Raw genomic sequence first — 16,395 nt, forward strand, 5'->3', positions numbered from 1 at the left:
GGGAGTGTTATGAACAAGAAACGCAGTGCCCTCATTGTGGCGGCTATCGTGCTGATCGCCGCCGCCGGTTACGGCTTTTGGTATTACCAACAGCAGCAAGACCAGCCGCTGACGCTGTACGGCAACGTCGATATCCGCACGGTGAATCTCGGCTTCCGCGTCGACGGGCGGCTGGCGTCGCTGACCGTGGACGAGGGCGACCCGCTCCAACCGGGGCAACTGCTCGGCAAGCTGGACGACGCGCCCTACATTAACGCACTGCAACAGGCGCAGGCCAACGTCGCCAGCGCCAAGGCCAAGCTGGCGCTGCTGATGGCCGGTTACCGCGCCGAAGAAATTGCCCAGGTGCGTTCGGAAGTGGCGCAACGCCTTTCCGCCTTTAACTATGCCGACAGCTTCCTCAAACGCCAGCAAGGATTATGGGCGAAAAACGCCACCTCCGCCGACGCGCTGGAAGATGCCCGCACCTCGCGCAATCAGGCGCAGGCCAACCTGCAAGCCTCGAAAGACAAGCTGTCGCAATACCTCAGCGGCAACCGCCCTCAGGAGATAGAAGAAGCCAAAGCCAACCTGGCACAAAATGAAGCCGCGCTGGCGCAGGCGCAGTTGAACTTGCATGACACCATTCTGGTTTCCCCCTCGGCCGGCACGGTGCTGACGCGCGCAATCGAGCCCGGCACCATGCTCAGCGCCGGCGGCACGGTGTTTACGCTTTCGCTGACCCGCCCGGTGTGGGTGCGCGCCTATGTGAACGAATCCAGCCTGGGTAAAGCGGTGCCGGGCGCCGAACTGGAAATTTATACCGATGGCCGGCCGAACAAGCCTTATCACGGCAAAATCGGCTTTGTGTCGCCGACCGCCGAATTTACACCGAAAAGCGTCGAAACCCCGGACCTGCGCACCGATTTGGTGTACCGCCTGCGGGTGATCGTCACCGACGCCGATGACGCGTTGCGCCAGGGCATGCCGGTCACCGTTCGTTTTGCCAAACCTTGAGGGGCCGGTGATGGAACAGGTCATTGAACTGGAGGCGTTGGAAAAACGTTTCCCGTCGTTGGCAAAGCCCGCGGTCGCCAGCCTGACCACCCGCCTGACCAGTGGCGCGGTCACTGGGCTGGTTGGCCCGGACGGCGCAGGTAAAACCACGCTGCTGCGCATGCTGGCCGGGTTGTTGAAACCCAGTAGCGGCATGCTGCGCGTCGCCGGGTTGGATCCGATCGCGCAAGATCGTCAACTGCACGCCATCCTCGGCTACATGCCGCAAAAGTTCGGGCTGTATGAAGATCTGACGGTCATGGAAAACCTGACGCTGTATGCCGATCTGCGCGGCGTCACCGGCGATCTGCGTAAACAAACCTTCGAGCGGCTGCTGACCTTCACCGATCTCACTCGCTTTACCACCCGCCTCGCGGGCAAGCTTTCCGGCGGCATGAAGCAAAAGCTCGGGCTGGCCTGCACGCTGGTGGGCCAACCGCAGGTGCTGCTGCTGGATGAGCCTGGGGTCGGCGTCGATCCGATCTCGCGCCGCGAACTGTGGCGCATGGTGCATGAGCTGGCCAACGACGGCATGCTGATCCTGTGGAGCACCTCCTATCTTGACGAGGCCGAGCAGTGCCGCGAAGTGCTGCTGCTCAATGAAGGGGAACTGTTGTTCAGCGGCGCACCTAAAGATCTGACCCAGCGCATGGCCGGGCGCACGGTGCTGATTGCGCCCCCCGCCGGCAGCCACCGCGCCCTGCTGCAACGGGCTATCTGCCTGCCTTCGGTCACCGACGGGGTGATCCAGGGTAAATACCTGCGGCTGATCCTCAAGCAGGGCGAAGATCACCGCCAGATACTGCAAGCGCTGGATCTGCCGGACGCGGAAATGACGGAAGCGGATCCGCGCTTCGAGGATGCGTTTATCGATCTGCTCGGCGGCGGGCCAAACAGTAAATCGGCGCTGGCGGAGATCATGCCGACCGTCGAGGGGGAAAGCTCGCAAACGGTGATTGAAGCGCAGGGGCTGACCAAGAAATTCGGCGATTTCGCCGCCACCGACCACGTGGACTTCAAGGTGCAGCGCGGTGAGATTTTCGGCCTGCTCGGCCCGAACGGCGCCGGCAAATCCACCACCTTCAAAATGATGTGCGGGCTGCTGGTGCCGACCGAAGGCAAGGCGCTGGTGCTGGATATGGATCTGAAAACCAGCTCCGGCAAGGCGCGCCAGCGTCTGGGCTATATGGCGCAGAAATTCTCGCTGTACGGCAACCTGACGGTGGCGCAGAACCTGAAATTTTTCTCCGGTGTTTACGGCCTGAGCGGCAAAGCGCAGCGCGACAAAATCAGCGAGATGTCGACCGCCTTCAACTTTGGGCCGATCCTCAGCCAAACGCCGGATTCGCTGCCGCTCGGCTTCAAGCAACGGCTGGCCCTGGCCTGCGCGCTGATGCACGAACCGGACATTCTGTTTCTCGACGAACCGACCTCGGGCGTCGATCCCCTGACCCGCCGCGAGTTCTGGTTGCACATCAACGGCATGGTGGATAAAGGCGTGACGGTGATGGTCACGACCCACTTTATGGACGAGGCGGAGTACTGCGATCGCATCGGGCTGGTGTATCGCGGCAAGATCATCGCCGCCGGCACGCCGGACGATCTCAAACAGCAAGTCGCCAGCGACGACAACCCCAATCCTTCAATGGAGCAGGCGTTTATCGATCTGGTGCAGGGCTACGATCGGGAGGAACAGCCGTGAGCGAGAAAGCAGCCTTGAGCGAAAAAATAGCCGTGAACGAGAAAACCACCCCCACCGACGCCAGCGGTTTCTCCTGGCGACGGCTGCGTGCACTGTGTCTGAAAGAGACGCGGCAGATTCTGCGCGATCCCAGCAGCGGGCTGATCGCCTTTGTGATCCCTTTGATGCTGCTGTTTATCTTCGGCTACGGCATCAACCTGGATTCCAGCAAGCTGCGGCTGGGCATTTTAATGGAGCAACAGAGCGAGGACGCCCGCGATCTGGCCCACGCTTTCGCCGGCTCACCCTACATTGAACCGACCATCAGCGATAACCGCCAACAGCTGATCCAACTGATGCAAGCCGGGCGCATCCGTGGGCTGGTGGTGATCCCCAACGACTTTGACAAACAGCTGGCGCGGCCGCACGACAGCGCGCCAATCCAGGTTATCACCGACGGCAGCGAGCCGAACACCGCCAACTTTGTCCAGGGCTATACCCAGGGCGTGTGGCAAATCTGGCAGCAGCAGCGCGCCACCGATCGCGGGCGCGAGGACAAACCACTGATTGACGTGCAGATGCGCTACTGGTTTAACCCGGCGGCCATCAGCCGGCACTACATCATTCCCGGCGCCATCACCATTATCATGACGGTGATTGGCGCGATCCTTACCTCGCTGGTGATCGCCCGCGAATGGGAACGCGGCACCATGGAGGCACTGCTCTCCACCCAGGTGACGCGCAGCGAACTGTTGCTTTCAAAACTGGTGCCTTACTACTTCCTCGGCATGATCGCCATGGTGCTGTGCATGGTGGTCTCGGTATTCGTGCTCGGCGTGCCCTACCGCGGTTCTCTGCTGATTTTGTTCGTGATCAGCAGCCTGTTCCTCGCCAGCACGCTCGGCATGGGGTTGCTGATTTCCACCATCACCCGTAACCAGTTCAACGCGGCGATGGTAGCGCTGAATGCCGCTTTCCTGCCTTCGATCATGCTGTCCGGCTTTATCTTCCAAATCGACAGCATGCCGGCAATCGTGCGCGCCGTGACTTATATCATCCCGGCGCGCTACTTCGTCAGCACGTTGCAGACGCTGTTTCTTGCAGGCAACGTCGGCACGGTACTGATGATTAACCTGCTGTTCCTGATCGCCTCGGCGGTGGTGTTTATCGGCCTGACGGCCTGGAAAACCCAGCGGCGGCTGGATTAAGGAGAAAGACAATGTTTTACCGTCTCTGGACGTTAATCATTAAGGAAATGCAATCGCTGCTGCGCGATCCGCAGACCCGCGCCATCCTGATTCTACCGGTTATTCTGCAGGTGCTGCTGTTCCCGTTCGCCGCCACGCTGGAGGTGACCAACGCCACCATCGCGGTGTACAGCGAAGACAGCGGTCATGCTTCAGTGGAGCTGACTCAGCGCTTCGCCAAGGCGAAAGCCTTTTCGCACGTCTTGCTGCTGCGCAGCCCGCAAGAGATACAAACCACCCTCGACAACCAGCGGGCGCTGCTGCTGATCCGCTTCCCGGCGCAGTTCTCGCGCGATATCGCCAGCGGCACTACCGCCCCGCTGCAATTGCTGCTCGACGGGCGCAATTCCAACAGCGCGCAAATTGCCGCCAACTATGTGCAGCAGATTGTGCAAGATTACCAAAACGAGCTGATCGGCAACCGCGTCAAACCCAACAACAGCGAGTTGGTGGTGCGTAACTGGTATAACCCGAATCTGGATTACAAATGGTTCGTGGTGCCTTCGCTGATCGCCATGATCACCACCATCGGCGTGCTGATTGTCACCTCGCTGTCGGTGGCGCGCGAGCGTGAACAGGGCACGCTGGAGCAGTTGCTGGTATCGCCGCTGACCACCTGGCAGATTTTTATCGGTAAAGCGGTACCGGCGCTGATTGTCGCCACCTTCCAGGCCAGCATCGTGCTGATGATTGGCATCTTTATGTACCAGATCCCGTTCGCCGGCTCGCTGCTGCTGTTCTACGGCACCATGCTGGTTTACGGGCTGTCGTTGGTCGGATTCGGTCTGCTGATTTCGTCGCTGTGCGCCACGCAACAGCAGGCGTTTATCGGCGTGTTCGTGTTTATGATGCCGGCGATCCTGCTTTCCGGTTATGTCTCGCCGGTGGAGAACATGCCGGTGTGGCTACAGGATCTCACCTGGGTTAACCCGATTCGCCACTTTACCGACATCACCAAACAGATCTATTTGAAGGACGCCAGCTTCGGCATTATCTGGCACAGCCTGTGGCCGCTGCTGGTGATCACCGCCACCACCGGCAGCGCCGCCTACGCCATGTTCCGCCGCAAAATGGCATAAAAAAAGGCTCTGCGTGTTGAATCGCAGAGCCTTTTCGATCACCAGATACCCTATGGATTTCAAGCTGCAGCCTGGCGCGTAGCAACAACGCTGCGGCTTGAAAAACGACGGATTTAGCGGCGGTTGCCGAAGATACGCAACAACATCAGGAACAGGTTGATGAAATCAAGATACAGCGTCAGCGCGCCGACGATGGCGTATTTGCGGAAGCTGTCTTTGTCATCGGCGTTCAGTTGTTCGCCCATAGCTTTCAGTTTCTGGGTGTCGTACGCCGTCAGGCCAACGAACACCAGCACCCCGATATAGGTAATCGCCCACATCAGCGCGGTGCTTTTCAGCCAGATATTCACCAGCGAAGCCAGCACGATGCCGATCAGCGCCATAAACAGCATGCTGCCGAAACCGCTCAAATCACGCTTGGTGGTGTAGCCGTACAGGCTCATGGCTCCGAACATCCCGGCGGTCACCACAAAGGTGCTGGCGATCGAGCTGTAGGTATAAGCAATGAAAATGCTCGAAAGCGTCAGCCCGGTCAGCGCCGAATAAAGCATAAACAGTGACGTAGCCACAGTGCCGCTCAGGCGGTTGACCATGCCGGAAATCACGAACACCAGCGCCAACTGAGCGATAATCAGGCCGAAGAAGGTGATCTGGCTGGAGAAAATAAAGTTGAGGATCGCGGGCGTGTTGGCCGCGTACCAGGAAACAAACGCCGTCAACAGCAGGCCACAGGTCATCCAGCCATAAACCTGCGCCATATAAGCCTGAATGCCGCTGTTGGCACGTTCAACGATTGAACCATTAGAGCGTGGATATCGGTCCATGACGGTTACCTTTTGCATGTGGAACAAGATGTTAAAGCCCCATCTGATGGGACTCAGCCTGTAATAAGCGTACCACAGAAACGGCAACGCGGAAGCGGCAAAGGTATTGATATATTTCTGCGGTTTACCCTTTATTTATTCGCATTATGCCAACGTTCCGCCGCCTGACGATCGCTGTCGCGCGCGTCGACCCAGCGCTCGCCCTGCCCGGTCGCTTCGCGCTTCCAGAACGGAGCACGGGTTTTCAGGTAGTCCATGATGAATTCGGTGGCGGCAAACGCCATGCTGCGGTGCGCGCTGGTCACGCCGACGAACACAATCTCCTCGCCGGGAAACAGTTCGCCCACGCGGTGGATCACCGTCGCCCGCTGCAATGGCCAGCGGTTGCGCGCTTCCTCCACGATCTCCGCCAGCGCTTTTTCGGTCATGCCGGGGTAGTGCTCCAGCGTCAACGCGCTGACGTCATCGCCCAGATTATGGTTGCGCACCTTGCCGGTGAAGGTCACGACGGCGCCGTCGTCATCGCACTGCGCCAGCCACTGATACTCATCGCCGACGCTGAAGGGCGCTGCGCCGACGCGGATACGGGTGTTTTCCACTGTTAACCTCCGGTTACCGGCGGAAAGAAAGCGACTTCATCGCCGGCGCGCAGCGGGTGCTCGGCCGCCACCAGCGACTGATTGACCGCCGTCAGCAGCTTGCCGGATTCCAGCGCCAACGCCCAGCGTTCGCCGCGTGCGCACAACGCCCTGCGCAGCGCCTCTACCGTGGGATAGTCCGCCGGCATCGACAAATCACCGGTCCCCACCAGTTCGCGCACTTGGGCAAAAAACAGAATGCTAATCATAGGTCCACCCTAAAATCACCGGACTTGCCGCCGCTTTTCGCCAGCAGCCGTACCGGGCCGATCACCATGTCTTTTTGCACCGCTTTGCACATGTCGTAAATGGTCAACGCGGCGACCGAGGCGGCGGTCAGCGCTTCCATTTCGACGCCGGTCTTGCCGGTCAGCCGGCAGCAGGTTTCAATGCGCACCCGGCTGTGTTCCGGTTGCGCCTCCAACTGCACTTCAACCTTGCTCAGCATCAGCGGATGGCACAGCGGGATCAGCTCCCAGGTGCGTTTCGCCGCCTGAATGCCGGCGATGCGCGCCGTGGCGAAGACGTCGCCCTTGTGGTGGCTGCCGCCGAGGATCATCGCCAACGTGGCGGGCAGCATCTCGACAAAGGCCTCGGCGCGGGCTTCGCGCACCGTCTCCGCCTTGGCGGACACGTCGACCATATGGGCTTCGCCCGCGGCGTTAATATGGGTTAACTGCGTCATGGATCTTATCTCTTCAAATGAGGCTGGAAGTTGCACGGGCGGTGGCGCGCGTCCAACTGCTCTTCAATAATGCGCTCCCAGGCGGTGCGGCAAGCGCGGGTCGAACCCGGCATGGCGAAAATCACCGTCCGGTTGGCGATGCCGGCCAGCGCGCGCGACTGGATAGTGGCGGTGCCGATTTCTTCGTAGGACACCATGCGGAACAGTTCGCCGAATCCTTCGACCTCGCGGTCGAACAGCGGCAGCAGCGCTTCCGGGGTGTTGTCGCGGGCGGTAAAACCGGTGCCGCCGGTGATCAACACCGCCTGCACGCCTTCATCGGCAATCCACGCGGAAACCCGCGCGCGGATCAGGTATTTATCGTCTTTGACGATGGCGCGATCCACCACCTGATGGCCCGCCTCCTGCGCCGCTTCCTGCAGATAATGGCCGGAGGTGTCTTCCGCTTCGCCCCGGCTGTCCGAGACGGTCAGAATGGCGATATGCGCCGGAATGAATTCACTGCTGGCATGACTCATTGTTAACGATGCTCCTCTTCGTTGGATGCCCAATAGATTTCAAGTTACAGCCAACAACGCTGTGGCTTGAGATATGCAGAGCATTATCCGCCGATAAACGACAGGTTCTGGGTAATGCCGGTGTTGTTCTGATGCAGGAAATGGGTCTGTTTTTTGCTCAGCAACCCGCCCTGGATACGTTGCTTCAATGCCTCGAGCTGGCCGTCGTCCGCCAGCAGATCGCGCAGCGTAATGCCTTGATCGCCGAACAGGCACAGATGCAGGTTGCCGATGGCGGAGACCCGCAGCCGGTTGCAGCTGGCGCAGAAATCTTTCTCGTACGGCATGATCAACCCCACTTCCCCCTGATAATCCGGGTGGCTGAATACCTGCGCCGGGCCGTCGCTGCGGCCGCGGGGTTGCCGTTGCCAGCCCTGCTGCTCCAGTTGCAAGCGAATCACTTCGCCGGACACGTGATGCCGGCGAAACAGCTCGCCACCCTCGCCGGTTTCCATCAGTTCGATAAAACGCAGTTGGATCGGGCGGTCCTTGATCCAGTGCAGAAATGCGCCCAGTTGCTGATGATTGACGTCACGCATCAGTACCGCATTGACCTTGACCTTGCTGAACCCGGCGGCAAACGCGGCATCGATGCCGTCCATCACCTGGCGGAACTTGTCCTGGCCGGTAATGGCATGAAACTGGCGGGCGTCCAGGCTGTCGACGCTGACGTTAATCGCCGTCAGGCCGGCGTCGCGCCACTGGGCGACGTCGCGCGCCAGACGGTAACCGTTGGTGGTGACCGCCAGCGTTCGGATGGCCGGGTTTTCACGCACGGCGGCAATGATCTCGGTAAAATCGCGGCGCAGCGAAGGTTCACCGCCGGTCAGGCGGACCTTTTCAGTGCCCAGTTCGGCAAATGCGCGGCTGACGCGCCGGATCTCATCCAGCGACAGGAAGGTTTTCGGGCTGCCGTTAGGTCGGTAACCGTCAGGCAAGCAGTAGGTGCAACGAAAGTTACACACGTCGGTGATCGACAGGCGCAAGTAATAGAACTTACGCTCATAAGCATCAATGAGTTGCGGCACCATAACACCTTTCCAAAGTCGGGAGATGCGAGCGTTTCCACTCTGCACCCTGGTGGCTGACTTCGCCACGGCCCAAGCACCATATTGTTCGCAGGAACAACGTAGGCCCAGAGGCTAGGAGTTTTGGTCTCAGTTCCCGCTGCTTAAATAGCCGGAACGAAACCGTGGTTTTCACCAGAATACTAGCGCTAAATAAACGCGATAGCCAACTCGCAATTTCGCTATATAATTGTGTATACAGCGCTTTTACGTAGCCGCGAGTCTGGTTAACCATGATAAACGCCCCTTGCGCAGGTGAATTGACCAGAATCACGCAAATGACACTCTTTTTCGCGTTTTTACGCCAAATCCGCTACTTTATGCGGGCAGTTTCAGCCCCCTTTGTAAGGAAATTTATGCGTAATCGTACCCTGGCCGATCTCGATCGGGTGGTGGCATTAGGTGGCGGCCACGGTCTTGGTCGCGTGATGTCTTCCCTGTCGTCTTTAGGCTCCCGTTTAACCGGCATTGTGACCACCACCGATAATGGCGGTTCCACCGGTCGCATCCGCCGCTCGGAAGGCGGCATTGCCTGGGGCGATACCCGCAACTGTCTCAATCAACTGATCACCGAACCGAGCGTCGCCTCCGCGATGTTCGAATACCGCTTCAGCGGCAACGGCGAGCTGTCGGGGCATAATCTCGGCAATCTGATGCTGAAAGCGCTGGATCACCTTAGCGTGCGCCCGTTGGAAGCGATCAATCTGGTACGCAGCCTGCTGAAAGTGGACGCGGCGCTGATCCCGATGTCCGAGCAGCCGGTGGATCTGATGGCGCACGATCACGAAGGCCACCAGGTTTACGGTGAGGTGAATATCGACCAGCTCACCCATATGCCGCAGGAGCTGATGCTGTCGCCGCACGTCCATGCCACGCGTGAAGCGCTGGACGCCATCGCACAGGCCGACGTGATCCTGATTGGGCCGGGCAGTTTTCTCACCAGCCTGATGCCGTTGTTACTGTTGGACGACCTCACCCAGGCTCTGCGTCGCAGCAGTGCCAATATGATTTACATCGGCAATCTGGGGCGCGAACTGAGCGTCGCGGCGGCGGCATTGTCGCTGAAAGACAAGCTGGAACTGATGGAAGAGCGGATTGGCCGCAAGATGATTGATGCGCTGATTGTCGGCCCGGCGGCGGATACCGGGGCAGTGCAGGATCGGGTAGTGATTCAGCAACCGCTGGAAGCCGCCGATATTCCTTACCGCCACGATCGTCAACTGCTGCGGCAGGCGCTGGATCAGGCGTTGATAGAACTGGGCACCCGCGCCTGAGTTAATCGCAGTCGGTTAATCGCGCCCGCGCAGCCAGGGGTTGTCGCTGGCGGCGCTGTTGACCATATCGATATAGAGATCTTCCACCTGCTTGCGCGCCCAGGGCGTGCGGCGCAAAAACTTCAGGCTGGACTTGATGCTGGGATCGCTGCTGAAGCAGTTGATGCGAATGCGTTCGGCCAACCCTGACCAGCCATAGCTCTCCACCAGCTTAGTTAAAAGTTGTTCCAGAGTGACGCCGTGCAACGGGTCTTTGGACTGGTGTTCGGTCATGGTCTTTGGCTCGCGTTAGTCAATTGGCCGCACACCATAATCAGCTTTGGCGCAGGCGACAAGAAATTTATACCCTTCGTCTTTCAAACCGCAGCGTTCACATCACCCCAGGGGGCGAAGAAATTCGCCCCGATGGATGCGGGCACCGAATACGGTGCCCCAACGGCTCATGAGATGGCGATAAACTGCTCGCGCAACTGGTGGATTTCGTCACGCAAACCGGCGGCCAGCTCGAACTCCAGGTTCTGCGCGTGGGTATACATCTGCGCTTCCAGCTCGCGGATTTTCTGATCCAGCGCTTTTGGCGTCAGGTGCTGATACTGAGCGGCGCTTTCCGCGGCCTTGCCCTTCCCTCGGCCCTTGCTGCGGTTGCCCGGCTGGCCCAACTGCAGGATATCGGACACTTTCTTGTTCAGGCCTTTAGGCACAATGCCGTTTTCTTCGTTGAACGCCTGCTGCTTGACGCGGCGGCGCTCGGTCTCGCCAATCGCCCTGGCCATCGAGTCGGTAATTCTGTCGCCGTAGAGGATTGCCTTGCCGTTGAGATTACGCGCCGCACGCCCGATGGTCTGGATCAGGGAGCGTTCGGAACGCAGGAAGCCTTCCTTGTCTGCGTCCAGAATCGCCACCAGCGACACCTCAGGCATGTCCAGCCCTTCACGCAACAGGTTGATGCCCACCAGCACGTCAAACTCGCCCAGACGCAGGTCACGAATGATTTCGACGCGTTCCACGGTATCGATGTCCGAGTGCAGATAGCGCACGCGCTCGCCGTGCTCTTCCAGATATTCGGTCAGATCTTCCGCCATGCGCTTGGTCAGGGTGGTAACCAACACGCGTTCCTTGACCGCCACCCGCTTGCGGATCTCGGAAAGCAGGTCGTCCACCTGGGTGGTGACCGGCCGCACTTCCACTATCGGATCCAGCAGCCCGGTAGGCCGCACGACCTGATCAATAATGTCGTCGCCGGATTTCTCCAGCTCATATTTGCCCGGCGTGGCGGACACGTAAATAGTCTGCGGCGCCAGCGCTTCGAATTCTTCAAAGCGCATCGGGCGGTTATCCAGCGCCGACGGCAGGCGGAAGCCGTATTCCACCAGCGTTTCCTTGCGCGAGCGGTCACCTTTGTACATACCGCCGATTTGCGGAATGGTGACGTGCGATTCATCGACCACCAGCAGGCCATCCGCCGGCAAGTAGTCAAACAGCGTCGGTGGCGGCTCGCCCTCGCTGCGCCCGGACAAATAGCGCGAATAGTTTTCAATGCCGGAGCAGTAGCCCAGTTCGTTCATCATCTCCAGATCAAACTGGGTGCGCTGCGTCAGACGCTGTTCTTCCAACAGCTTGTTGTTGGCCAGCAGCACCTTGCGCCGCTCGGCCAGATCCACCTTGATCTCTTCCATCGCCTGCAGGATCCGCTCGCGCGGCGTCACGTAGTGCGACTTCGGGTAAATGGTGAAGCGCTGTACCACCTGCTCGATCTGGCCGGTCAGCGGATCGAACAGCGAAAGCCGTTCGACTTCTTCATCAAACAGCTCGATGCGCAGCGCCAGCTCGTCCGACTCTGCCGGGAAGATGTCGATCACCTCGCCGCGCACGCGGAAGGTGGCGCGCTGGAAAGCCTGATCGTTGCGGGAATATTGCAGCTCCGTCAAACGCCGCAGGATCGAACGTTGATCGATGATCATGCCCTTGGTCAGGTGCAGCATCATCTTCAGATACAGCTCCGGATCGCCCAGACCGTAGATTGCCGACACCGATGCCACCACCACCACGTCGCGGCGTTCCAGCAGCGCTTTGGTGGCTGAAAGGCGCATTTGTTCGATGTGCTCGTTCACCGCGGAGTCTTTTTCAATAAAAGTGTCGGAGCTGGGAACATAGGCTTCCGGCTGGTAGTAGTCGTAGTACGAGACAAAATACTCAACCGCATTCTCGGGGAAGAACTCTTTCATCTCGCCATACAGCTGCGCCGCCAGCGTCTTGTTTGGCGCCAGTACCATGGTCGGCCGGTTTAGATCGGCGATGACGTTGGCGATGGTAAATGTCTTGCCCGAACCGGTAACGCCCAACAGCGTTTGATGCGCCAGGCCGTCTTCCAGGCCCTCTTCCAGCTTGCGAATGGCTTCCGGCTGATCGCCGGCCGGTTTGAAATCGGAATGCAGTTTGAAAATTTTACTCATTGACTCGGCTACCCTGTGGAGATGCGCGCGCTCAGGCGGCCATGGAACGGATGCTCGACGAATGGCCCCTAATTATGGAAAGCCCCGGCGATTTTCGCCAGTGCCTATGATACTGGATATAAAACCAGCTTCAAGCGATTCGTTACTCAAGATGGCGTAGCCCGCCATTGGCCCTGATGCTGACGCGCAATGGCAAAGCGCCGCCTGATGCGCGTCGGCGGGGCGTGGATGCACCGACAGGGTTACAGTCGCGTGACATTTTTATTGTCAATAACTGATTTATCCCCAAAATCCGTCAAAAATTAACTTATTGATAGCACTGCGGCGAAAAATCATACATAGCCACATCATCAATACATTCGTGTCTTGATTTTAGTTAATTTATTGATATTTAACATATTTAATAAAAAGATGAGAATGCGGCCAACGCGAACAGAACCCGCGCCCGCTCTCGCTTTAAACCGCTTTTCTAAATCTAATGCACAAGGTTATCCACAGGAATAGTGGATAACTCCCACCGCCCCGCCCGTGACGGGAGTTGCAGAAAGAACGCTTTTTACCGTTTCTCCTCGCCGAAACGGCTTTTTTAGTTATTTTTTCACAAAAAATTCGCTTTGTTTATGCCGATTAATGCTAAACAGCCCCATTGCCAAAAACACATTTATCCCATTTTTGCGCTCATGTGCTGCATCTTGCCGCAACCGGCGAAATAGTTTGCACCATCACTTTTCCTCACAGCACTGCAACAGTGCAAAAATCGTCCGCGTTAACTTTCCACCGTATTTTTGGCCGGGCCGCTGGGCCAGTCTACACCCGACAAACGGTTAACAAGACAATAACATTCCCCCTTTTTTCCCCGATTGTAAAAGTTGGCCTGAGAGTTGCAATATCGTTTAACGGCAAAAGTGAGACCAGGTGAAATATCCGCGTCGGTACGGCAGGATTAGCTGCTCTACGTTCAGCGTCAGCCTGGGGCTAAATAACTGGCAATGACACGACAAAGGCGAAAACACGCTGATAAAACGCCATTAACAACCATTTTTGCCTGTAAATCGTTTATTTTTCCTTAACCGTAACTACCTCGTTAAAGGTAGGCATACAGCATTTTATTCTGGACATTAAGACACTCGGGAAAGAAACCGCCAAGGCGGTTCAAGCAGTAAGGAGTGGATAACGCAGGGAAGTAGACGTTTGATGGCCGTTCCTGCTCTGATGCCGGCCGGTGAAATCGGTGTGGTTTTTAGCAGGAACGCGTTACGCCTGTGCCCATTTGGGCACACATCCACGAGTGGAATACGGGTCTTTGAGGAGAGTGCCGGATGTTGAGTTTAAGGTCAGTGAACCAGTTCTACGGGCAAAATCATACCCTGTGGGATATTAACCTGGAGTTGCCGCGCGGCCAGTGCACGGTGCTTATCGGTCGTAACGGCGTGGGCAAAACCACGTTGGTCAACTGCATTATGGGGCATTTGCCGGTCGTCAGCGGCAGCATGACCTGGCAGTTGGCGGACGAACCCCCGCAAAATCTGTTGCAGCAGCCGATGGAAAACCGGGCGGCGCTGGGCATCAGCTACGTGCCGCAAGGGCGACAAATCTTCTCGCAGCTCAGCGTGGAGGAGAACCTGCAGGTGGCGCTGATGGCCGGCCGGGACAAAACCCGGCGCATTCCGCCGCTTATTTACAGCCTGTTCCCCAACCTGCGGGAAATGCGCAGCCGCCGGGCCGGGGATTTGTGCGATGGCGAGCAACAGCAACTGGCGATTGGCCGTGCGCTGGTGCTGGAGCCGGAGCTGCTGATCCTCGACGAACCAACCAGCGGAGTACAGCCTTCGATCGCCGCCGATATCGGTAATGCGATCCGCAAACTGAACCGCGAACTGGGCATGACGATCCTGCTGGTGGAACACAAATTGCCGTTCGTACGCCGCGTGGCGGATCGTTTTTGCCTGATGGATCAGGGCCGCAGTGTGGCGAACGGCACGCTGGAGCAGTTGGACGAGGACTTGATCAATGCCTATCTGGCAGTGTAACTGGCGGGGCGCGGAGTATTGCGCCCCGGCTCTCTTTCGAGCCGGTTGATCCCCTTTCTCTGCTCCTGTGTTGTACCAGCCAGGACAGAGCCCGCATTGCTGTGAATGAGTCAACACGCCTTCCATACTCAACGGGCTTTCATACCTGATTGACCTTACTGAGGAGTGGACAATGGCCGATAACGACGCAGCATTTATTCAATATAGCGATCTGAACACGAAGATCTGGCCCCTAAAAGAACGTCTCGATATCGGGGGTATTTACGTCAAGTCTCGCGATGAGCTGATCAAAGCGCAAACCTTCATTAAAGACACATTAAAAAGACCGGCAATCGTCAAATTCACTGCGCCCTTTGAGGAATGGGTAGCGCCCAAGACCGATATCGACGTGGGCTTCGTTTATATCGACGGCAACGGCGTAAATATAACCACTAAGATTCCGAGTGGCACTGAAAGCGATCACAACTACTTTATGCGTTGCTACACAACCGCCCTCGCATTGGATAATGGTGTCCCAATTCGACCAGCGCCAATCTTAAAAAACTTTACCGTCAAAGGGATCGGTGCAAAGAAAAAATCCACACCGCCTACTGTGGCCGATGAAGAAAAAGTCGAATACAACTTTATCGACGGGATCCTGTTTGACTCGCCAGAAAGCCTGATGGGGAATTTTTCCGTTAATAACCTGTATATCTCCGGTTTTTATTACGGTATGTATTTTGGTACTAACGCTTATATTGCACATTACTACGCCTGTGAGATCATCCGCTGCTTTGAATGCGTGCACATGCCCTCTGCTGAATCCGGTGCTAAAAACTTTGGTGAAGGAATTAACTTCTTTGGTGGCACTCTCGGTAACTCGCAAGGGCTGGCCATCGGCAACCAGAACCCGAACGGCGCTTTTCGTTTCTTCGGTACATCAATAGATTACGCTGGTGCTATTGTGAATGTGCAAGCAGGGAGCGTCGAACTGCACGGTTGCCATATCGAGTTCAATAATGAAAATAGCCCGATTACAGATATTCCTTTCCGCTGCAGCGCCCACCAGAATGCTTCATTACTTATTCAGGGTGGAGAAATCATTACGCTTAAAGGCGTTCTGCCGCAAGACTATTGCTTCTACGCCGAAGCGGGCAGTAGCGGGATTATCGTCGAAAACGTTAAGTTTTACGGTGTCAGAACCGCGACAGGGCGTTATTTCGGCGGCACTGGCGACTTTGTGATTAGCCACAGTCGGCTTGATGGCGGTGGTGCGGGCGCCGGTATTCAAACGCTGACCACCGAGAATAATAATAAAATCAAGGACGGCAGTTTCGCATTCAGCACCAAACCCTTCGGTTGGGAGGTTTCCGGCGGTAACGTCAGCGATCCTTTTACCTCGGATGCCATTACCCTCGCCATTGAAGCCGGTGCGGGCGTTAACGGCAGCAATGCGTTAAAGGTGACCAAGCTGGGTAATACCAATTCAAACGCCGGTCTGAGGGTGGTTGTTCCGGTATCGCAATATGAACAGTTGGGCGCCTGCTTTACTCTGAAAGCGCTGAATGGCGGGTCCGGCAATTTATTTGCCACGCTTCGCTATGCCTGCATTCAGGAAACGGAAAGCAATGGCGTGTCGATCATCGCAAAATCTGATGCCGCCGCCTGGGATGGCACCCTAAATGCCAATGATTATGCTCAGTTCAAAGAGTACCGTTTTAACAGCAACAGACGCAAAGTGCCGGTTTGGGCAACCCACGTCATCCTGTCTTTCAATTTGTACGCTTTGGCGAAAAATGGCGTTCTGTACTTCGATAATGCCTGCGTTACTGCCATGTGAAAACGA

At 57.3% G+C, this 16,395-nt stretch carries 15 protein-coding genes and 1 riboswitch; of the genes, 7 read left to right on the top strand and 8 right to left on the bottom strand.

Annotated elements, in window-relative coordinates; all coding sequences use genetic code 11:
* Positions 1-9: 9 nt before the first annotated feature.
* Genes hlyD through SPL01S_RS21940 form a run of 4 tightly spaced genes read left to right on the top strand, consistent with a single transcriptional unit; the run spans position 10 to position 5,042 of the window.
* Positions 10-996 carry a secretion protein HlyD gene (gene hlyD, locus SPL01S_RS21925; RefSeq protein ID WP_063202822.1) on the top strand — a complete coding sequence of 329 codons (987 nt, stop codon included), beginning with the start codon at positions 10-12 and terminating at the stop codon, positions 994-996.
* A 10-nt stretch (positions 997-1,006) separates the two neighbouring features.
* Positions 1,007-2,737, top strand: a complete 1,731-nt coding sequence (locus SPL01S_RS21930; protein ID WP_063202825.1) for an ATP-binding cassette domain-containing protein — start codon at positions 1,007-1,009, stop codon at positions 2,735-2,737.
* 14 nt (positions 2,738-2,751) lie between these two features.
* Complete coding sequence (locus tag SPL01S_RS21935) at positions 2,752-3,924, top strand: ABC transporter permease (protein WP_006324163.1); 1,173 nt, start codon at positions 2,752-2,754, stop codon at positions 3,922-3,924.
* An 11-nt stretch (positions 3,925-3,935) separates the two neighbouring features.
* A complete protein-coding gene (locus SPL01S_RS21940) occupies positions 3,936-5,042 on the top strand; it encodes an ABC transporter permease (protein ID WP_063202827.1) in 1,107 nt (368 codons plus the stop codon).
* Positions 5,043-5,155: 113 nt separating this feature from the next.
* Here the strand turns inward: SPL01S_RS21940 and SPL01S_RS21945 are convergent, their stop codons facing one another.
* The 6 genes from SPL01S_RS21945 to moaA all read right to left on the bottom strand — a co-directional run bounded on the left by SPL01S_RS21945 (position 5,156) and on the right by moaA (position 8,777).
* On the bottom strand, positions 5,156-5,866 hold the full coding sequence (locus SPL01S_RS21945; protein WP_004941907.1) for a Bax inhibitor-1/YccA family protein: 711 nt from the start codon (positions 5,864-5,866) through the stop codon (positions 5,156-5,158).
* A gap of 131 nt (positions 5,867-5,997) precedes the next feature.
* Positions 5,998-6,465 (bottom strand): molybdopterin synthase catalytic subunit MoaE, encoded by a 468-nt coding sequence (gene moaE / locus SPL01S_RS21950; RefSeq protein WP_062790396.1) that lies wholly within the window; start codon positions 6,463-6,465, stop codon positions 5,998-6,000.
* Between the two features lie 2 nt (positions 6,466-6,467).
* Positions 6,468-6,713 (bottom strand): molybdopterin synthase sulfur carrier subunit, encoded by a 246-nt coding sequence (gene moaD, locus SPL01S_RS21955; RefSeq protein ID WP_006324160.1) that lies wholly within the window; start codon positions 6,711-6,713, stop codon positions 6,468-6,470.
* Complete coding sequence (gene moaC, locus SPL01S_RS21960) at positions 6,710-7,189, bottom strand: cyclic pyranopterin monophosphate synthase MoaC (RefSeq protein ID WP_063202829.1); 480 nt, start codon at positions 7,187-7,189, stop codon at positions 6,710-6,712. Before moaC ends, moaD begins: the two co-directional genes overlap by 4 nt.
* 5 nt (positions 7,190-7,194) lie before the next feature.
* Positions 7,195-7,707, bottom strand: coding sequence for a molybdenum cofactor biosynthesis protein B (gene moaB, locus SPL01S_RS21965; protein WP_004941898.1), 513 nt, complete (start codon positions 7,705-7,707; stop codon positions 7,195-7,197).
* Between the two features lie 83 nt (positions 7,708-7,790).
* Positions 7,791-8,777 (bottom strand): GTP 3',8-cyclase MoaA, encoded by a 987-nt coding sequence (moaA, locus tag SPL01S_RS21970; protein WP_063202831.1) that lies wholly within the window; start codon positions 8,775-8,777, stop codon positions 7,791-7,793.
* A riboswitch (molybdenum cofactor riboswitch) is annotated at positions 8,764-8,907 on the bottom strand. It overlaps the preceding gene by 14 nt.
* 262 nt (positions 8,908-9,169) lie before the next feature.
* Between moaA and yvcK the strand changes: the two genes are divergently transcribed.
* Positions 9,170-10,087, top strand: a complete 918-nt coding sequence (yvcK, locus tag SPL01S_RS21975; RefSeq protein ID WP_004941894.1) for a uridine diphosphate-N-acetylglucosamine-binding protein YvcK — start codon at positions 9,170-9,172, stop codon at positions 10,085-10,087.
* Between the two features lie 15 nt (positions 10,088-10,102).
* Here yvcK and SPL01S_RS21980 read toward each other — a convergent pair whose 3' ends face one another.
* Positions 10,103-10,360 (bottom strand): VF530 family protein, encoded by a 258-nt coding sequence (locus SPL01S_RS21980; protein WP_063202833.1) that lies wholly within the window; start codon positions 10,358-10,360, stop codon positions 10,103-10,105.
* A 167-nt stretch (positions 10,361-10,527) separates the two neighbouring features.
* Complete coding sequence (gene uvrB / locus SPL01S_RS21985; protein ID WP_004941889.1) at positions 10,528-12,540, bottom strand: excinuclease ABC subunit UvrB; 2,013 nt, start codon at positions 12,538-12,540, stop codon at positions 10,528-10,530.
* Positions 12,541-13,859: 1,319 nt separating this feature from the next.
* On the opposite strand from uvrB, the gene SPL01S_RS21990 reads away from it, so the two are divergent.
* Both SPL01S_RS21990 and SPL01S_RS21995 read left to right on the top strand, forming a co-directional pair.
* Entirely contained in the window at positions 13,860-14,570 is a 711-nt protein-coding gene (locus tag SPL01S_RS21990) for an ATP-binding cassette domain-containing protein (protein ID WP_004941886.1), read from the top strand.
* A gap of 172 nt (positions 14,571-14,742) precedes the next feature.
* Positions 14,743-16,389, top strand: coding sequence for a hypothetical protein (locus tag SPL01S_RS21995; RefSeq protein WP_063202835.1), 1,647 nt, complete (start codon positions 14,743-14,745; stop codon positions 16,387-16,389).
* Positions 16,390-16,395 lie beyond the last annotated feature (6 nt).

The sequence above is a fragment of the Serratia plymuthica NBRC 102599 genome (genome assembly GCF_001590925.1).
Taxonomy (GTDB): Bacteria; Pseudomonadota; Gammaproteobacteria; order Enterobacterales; family Enterobacteriaceae; genus Serratia; species Serratia plymuthica.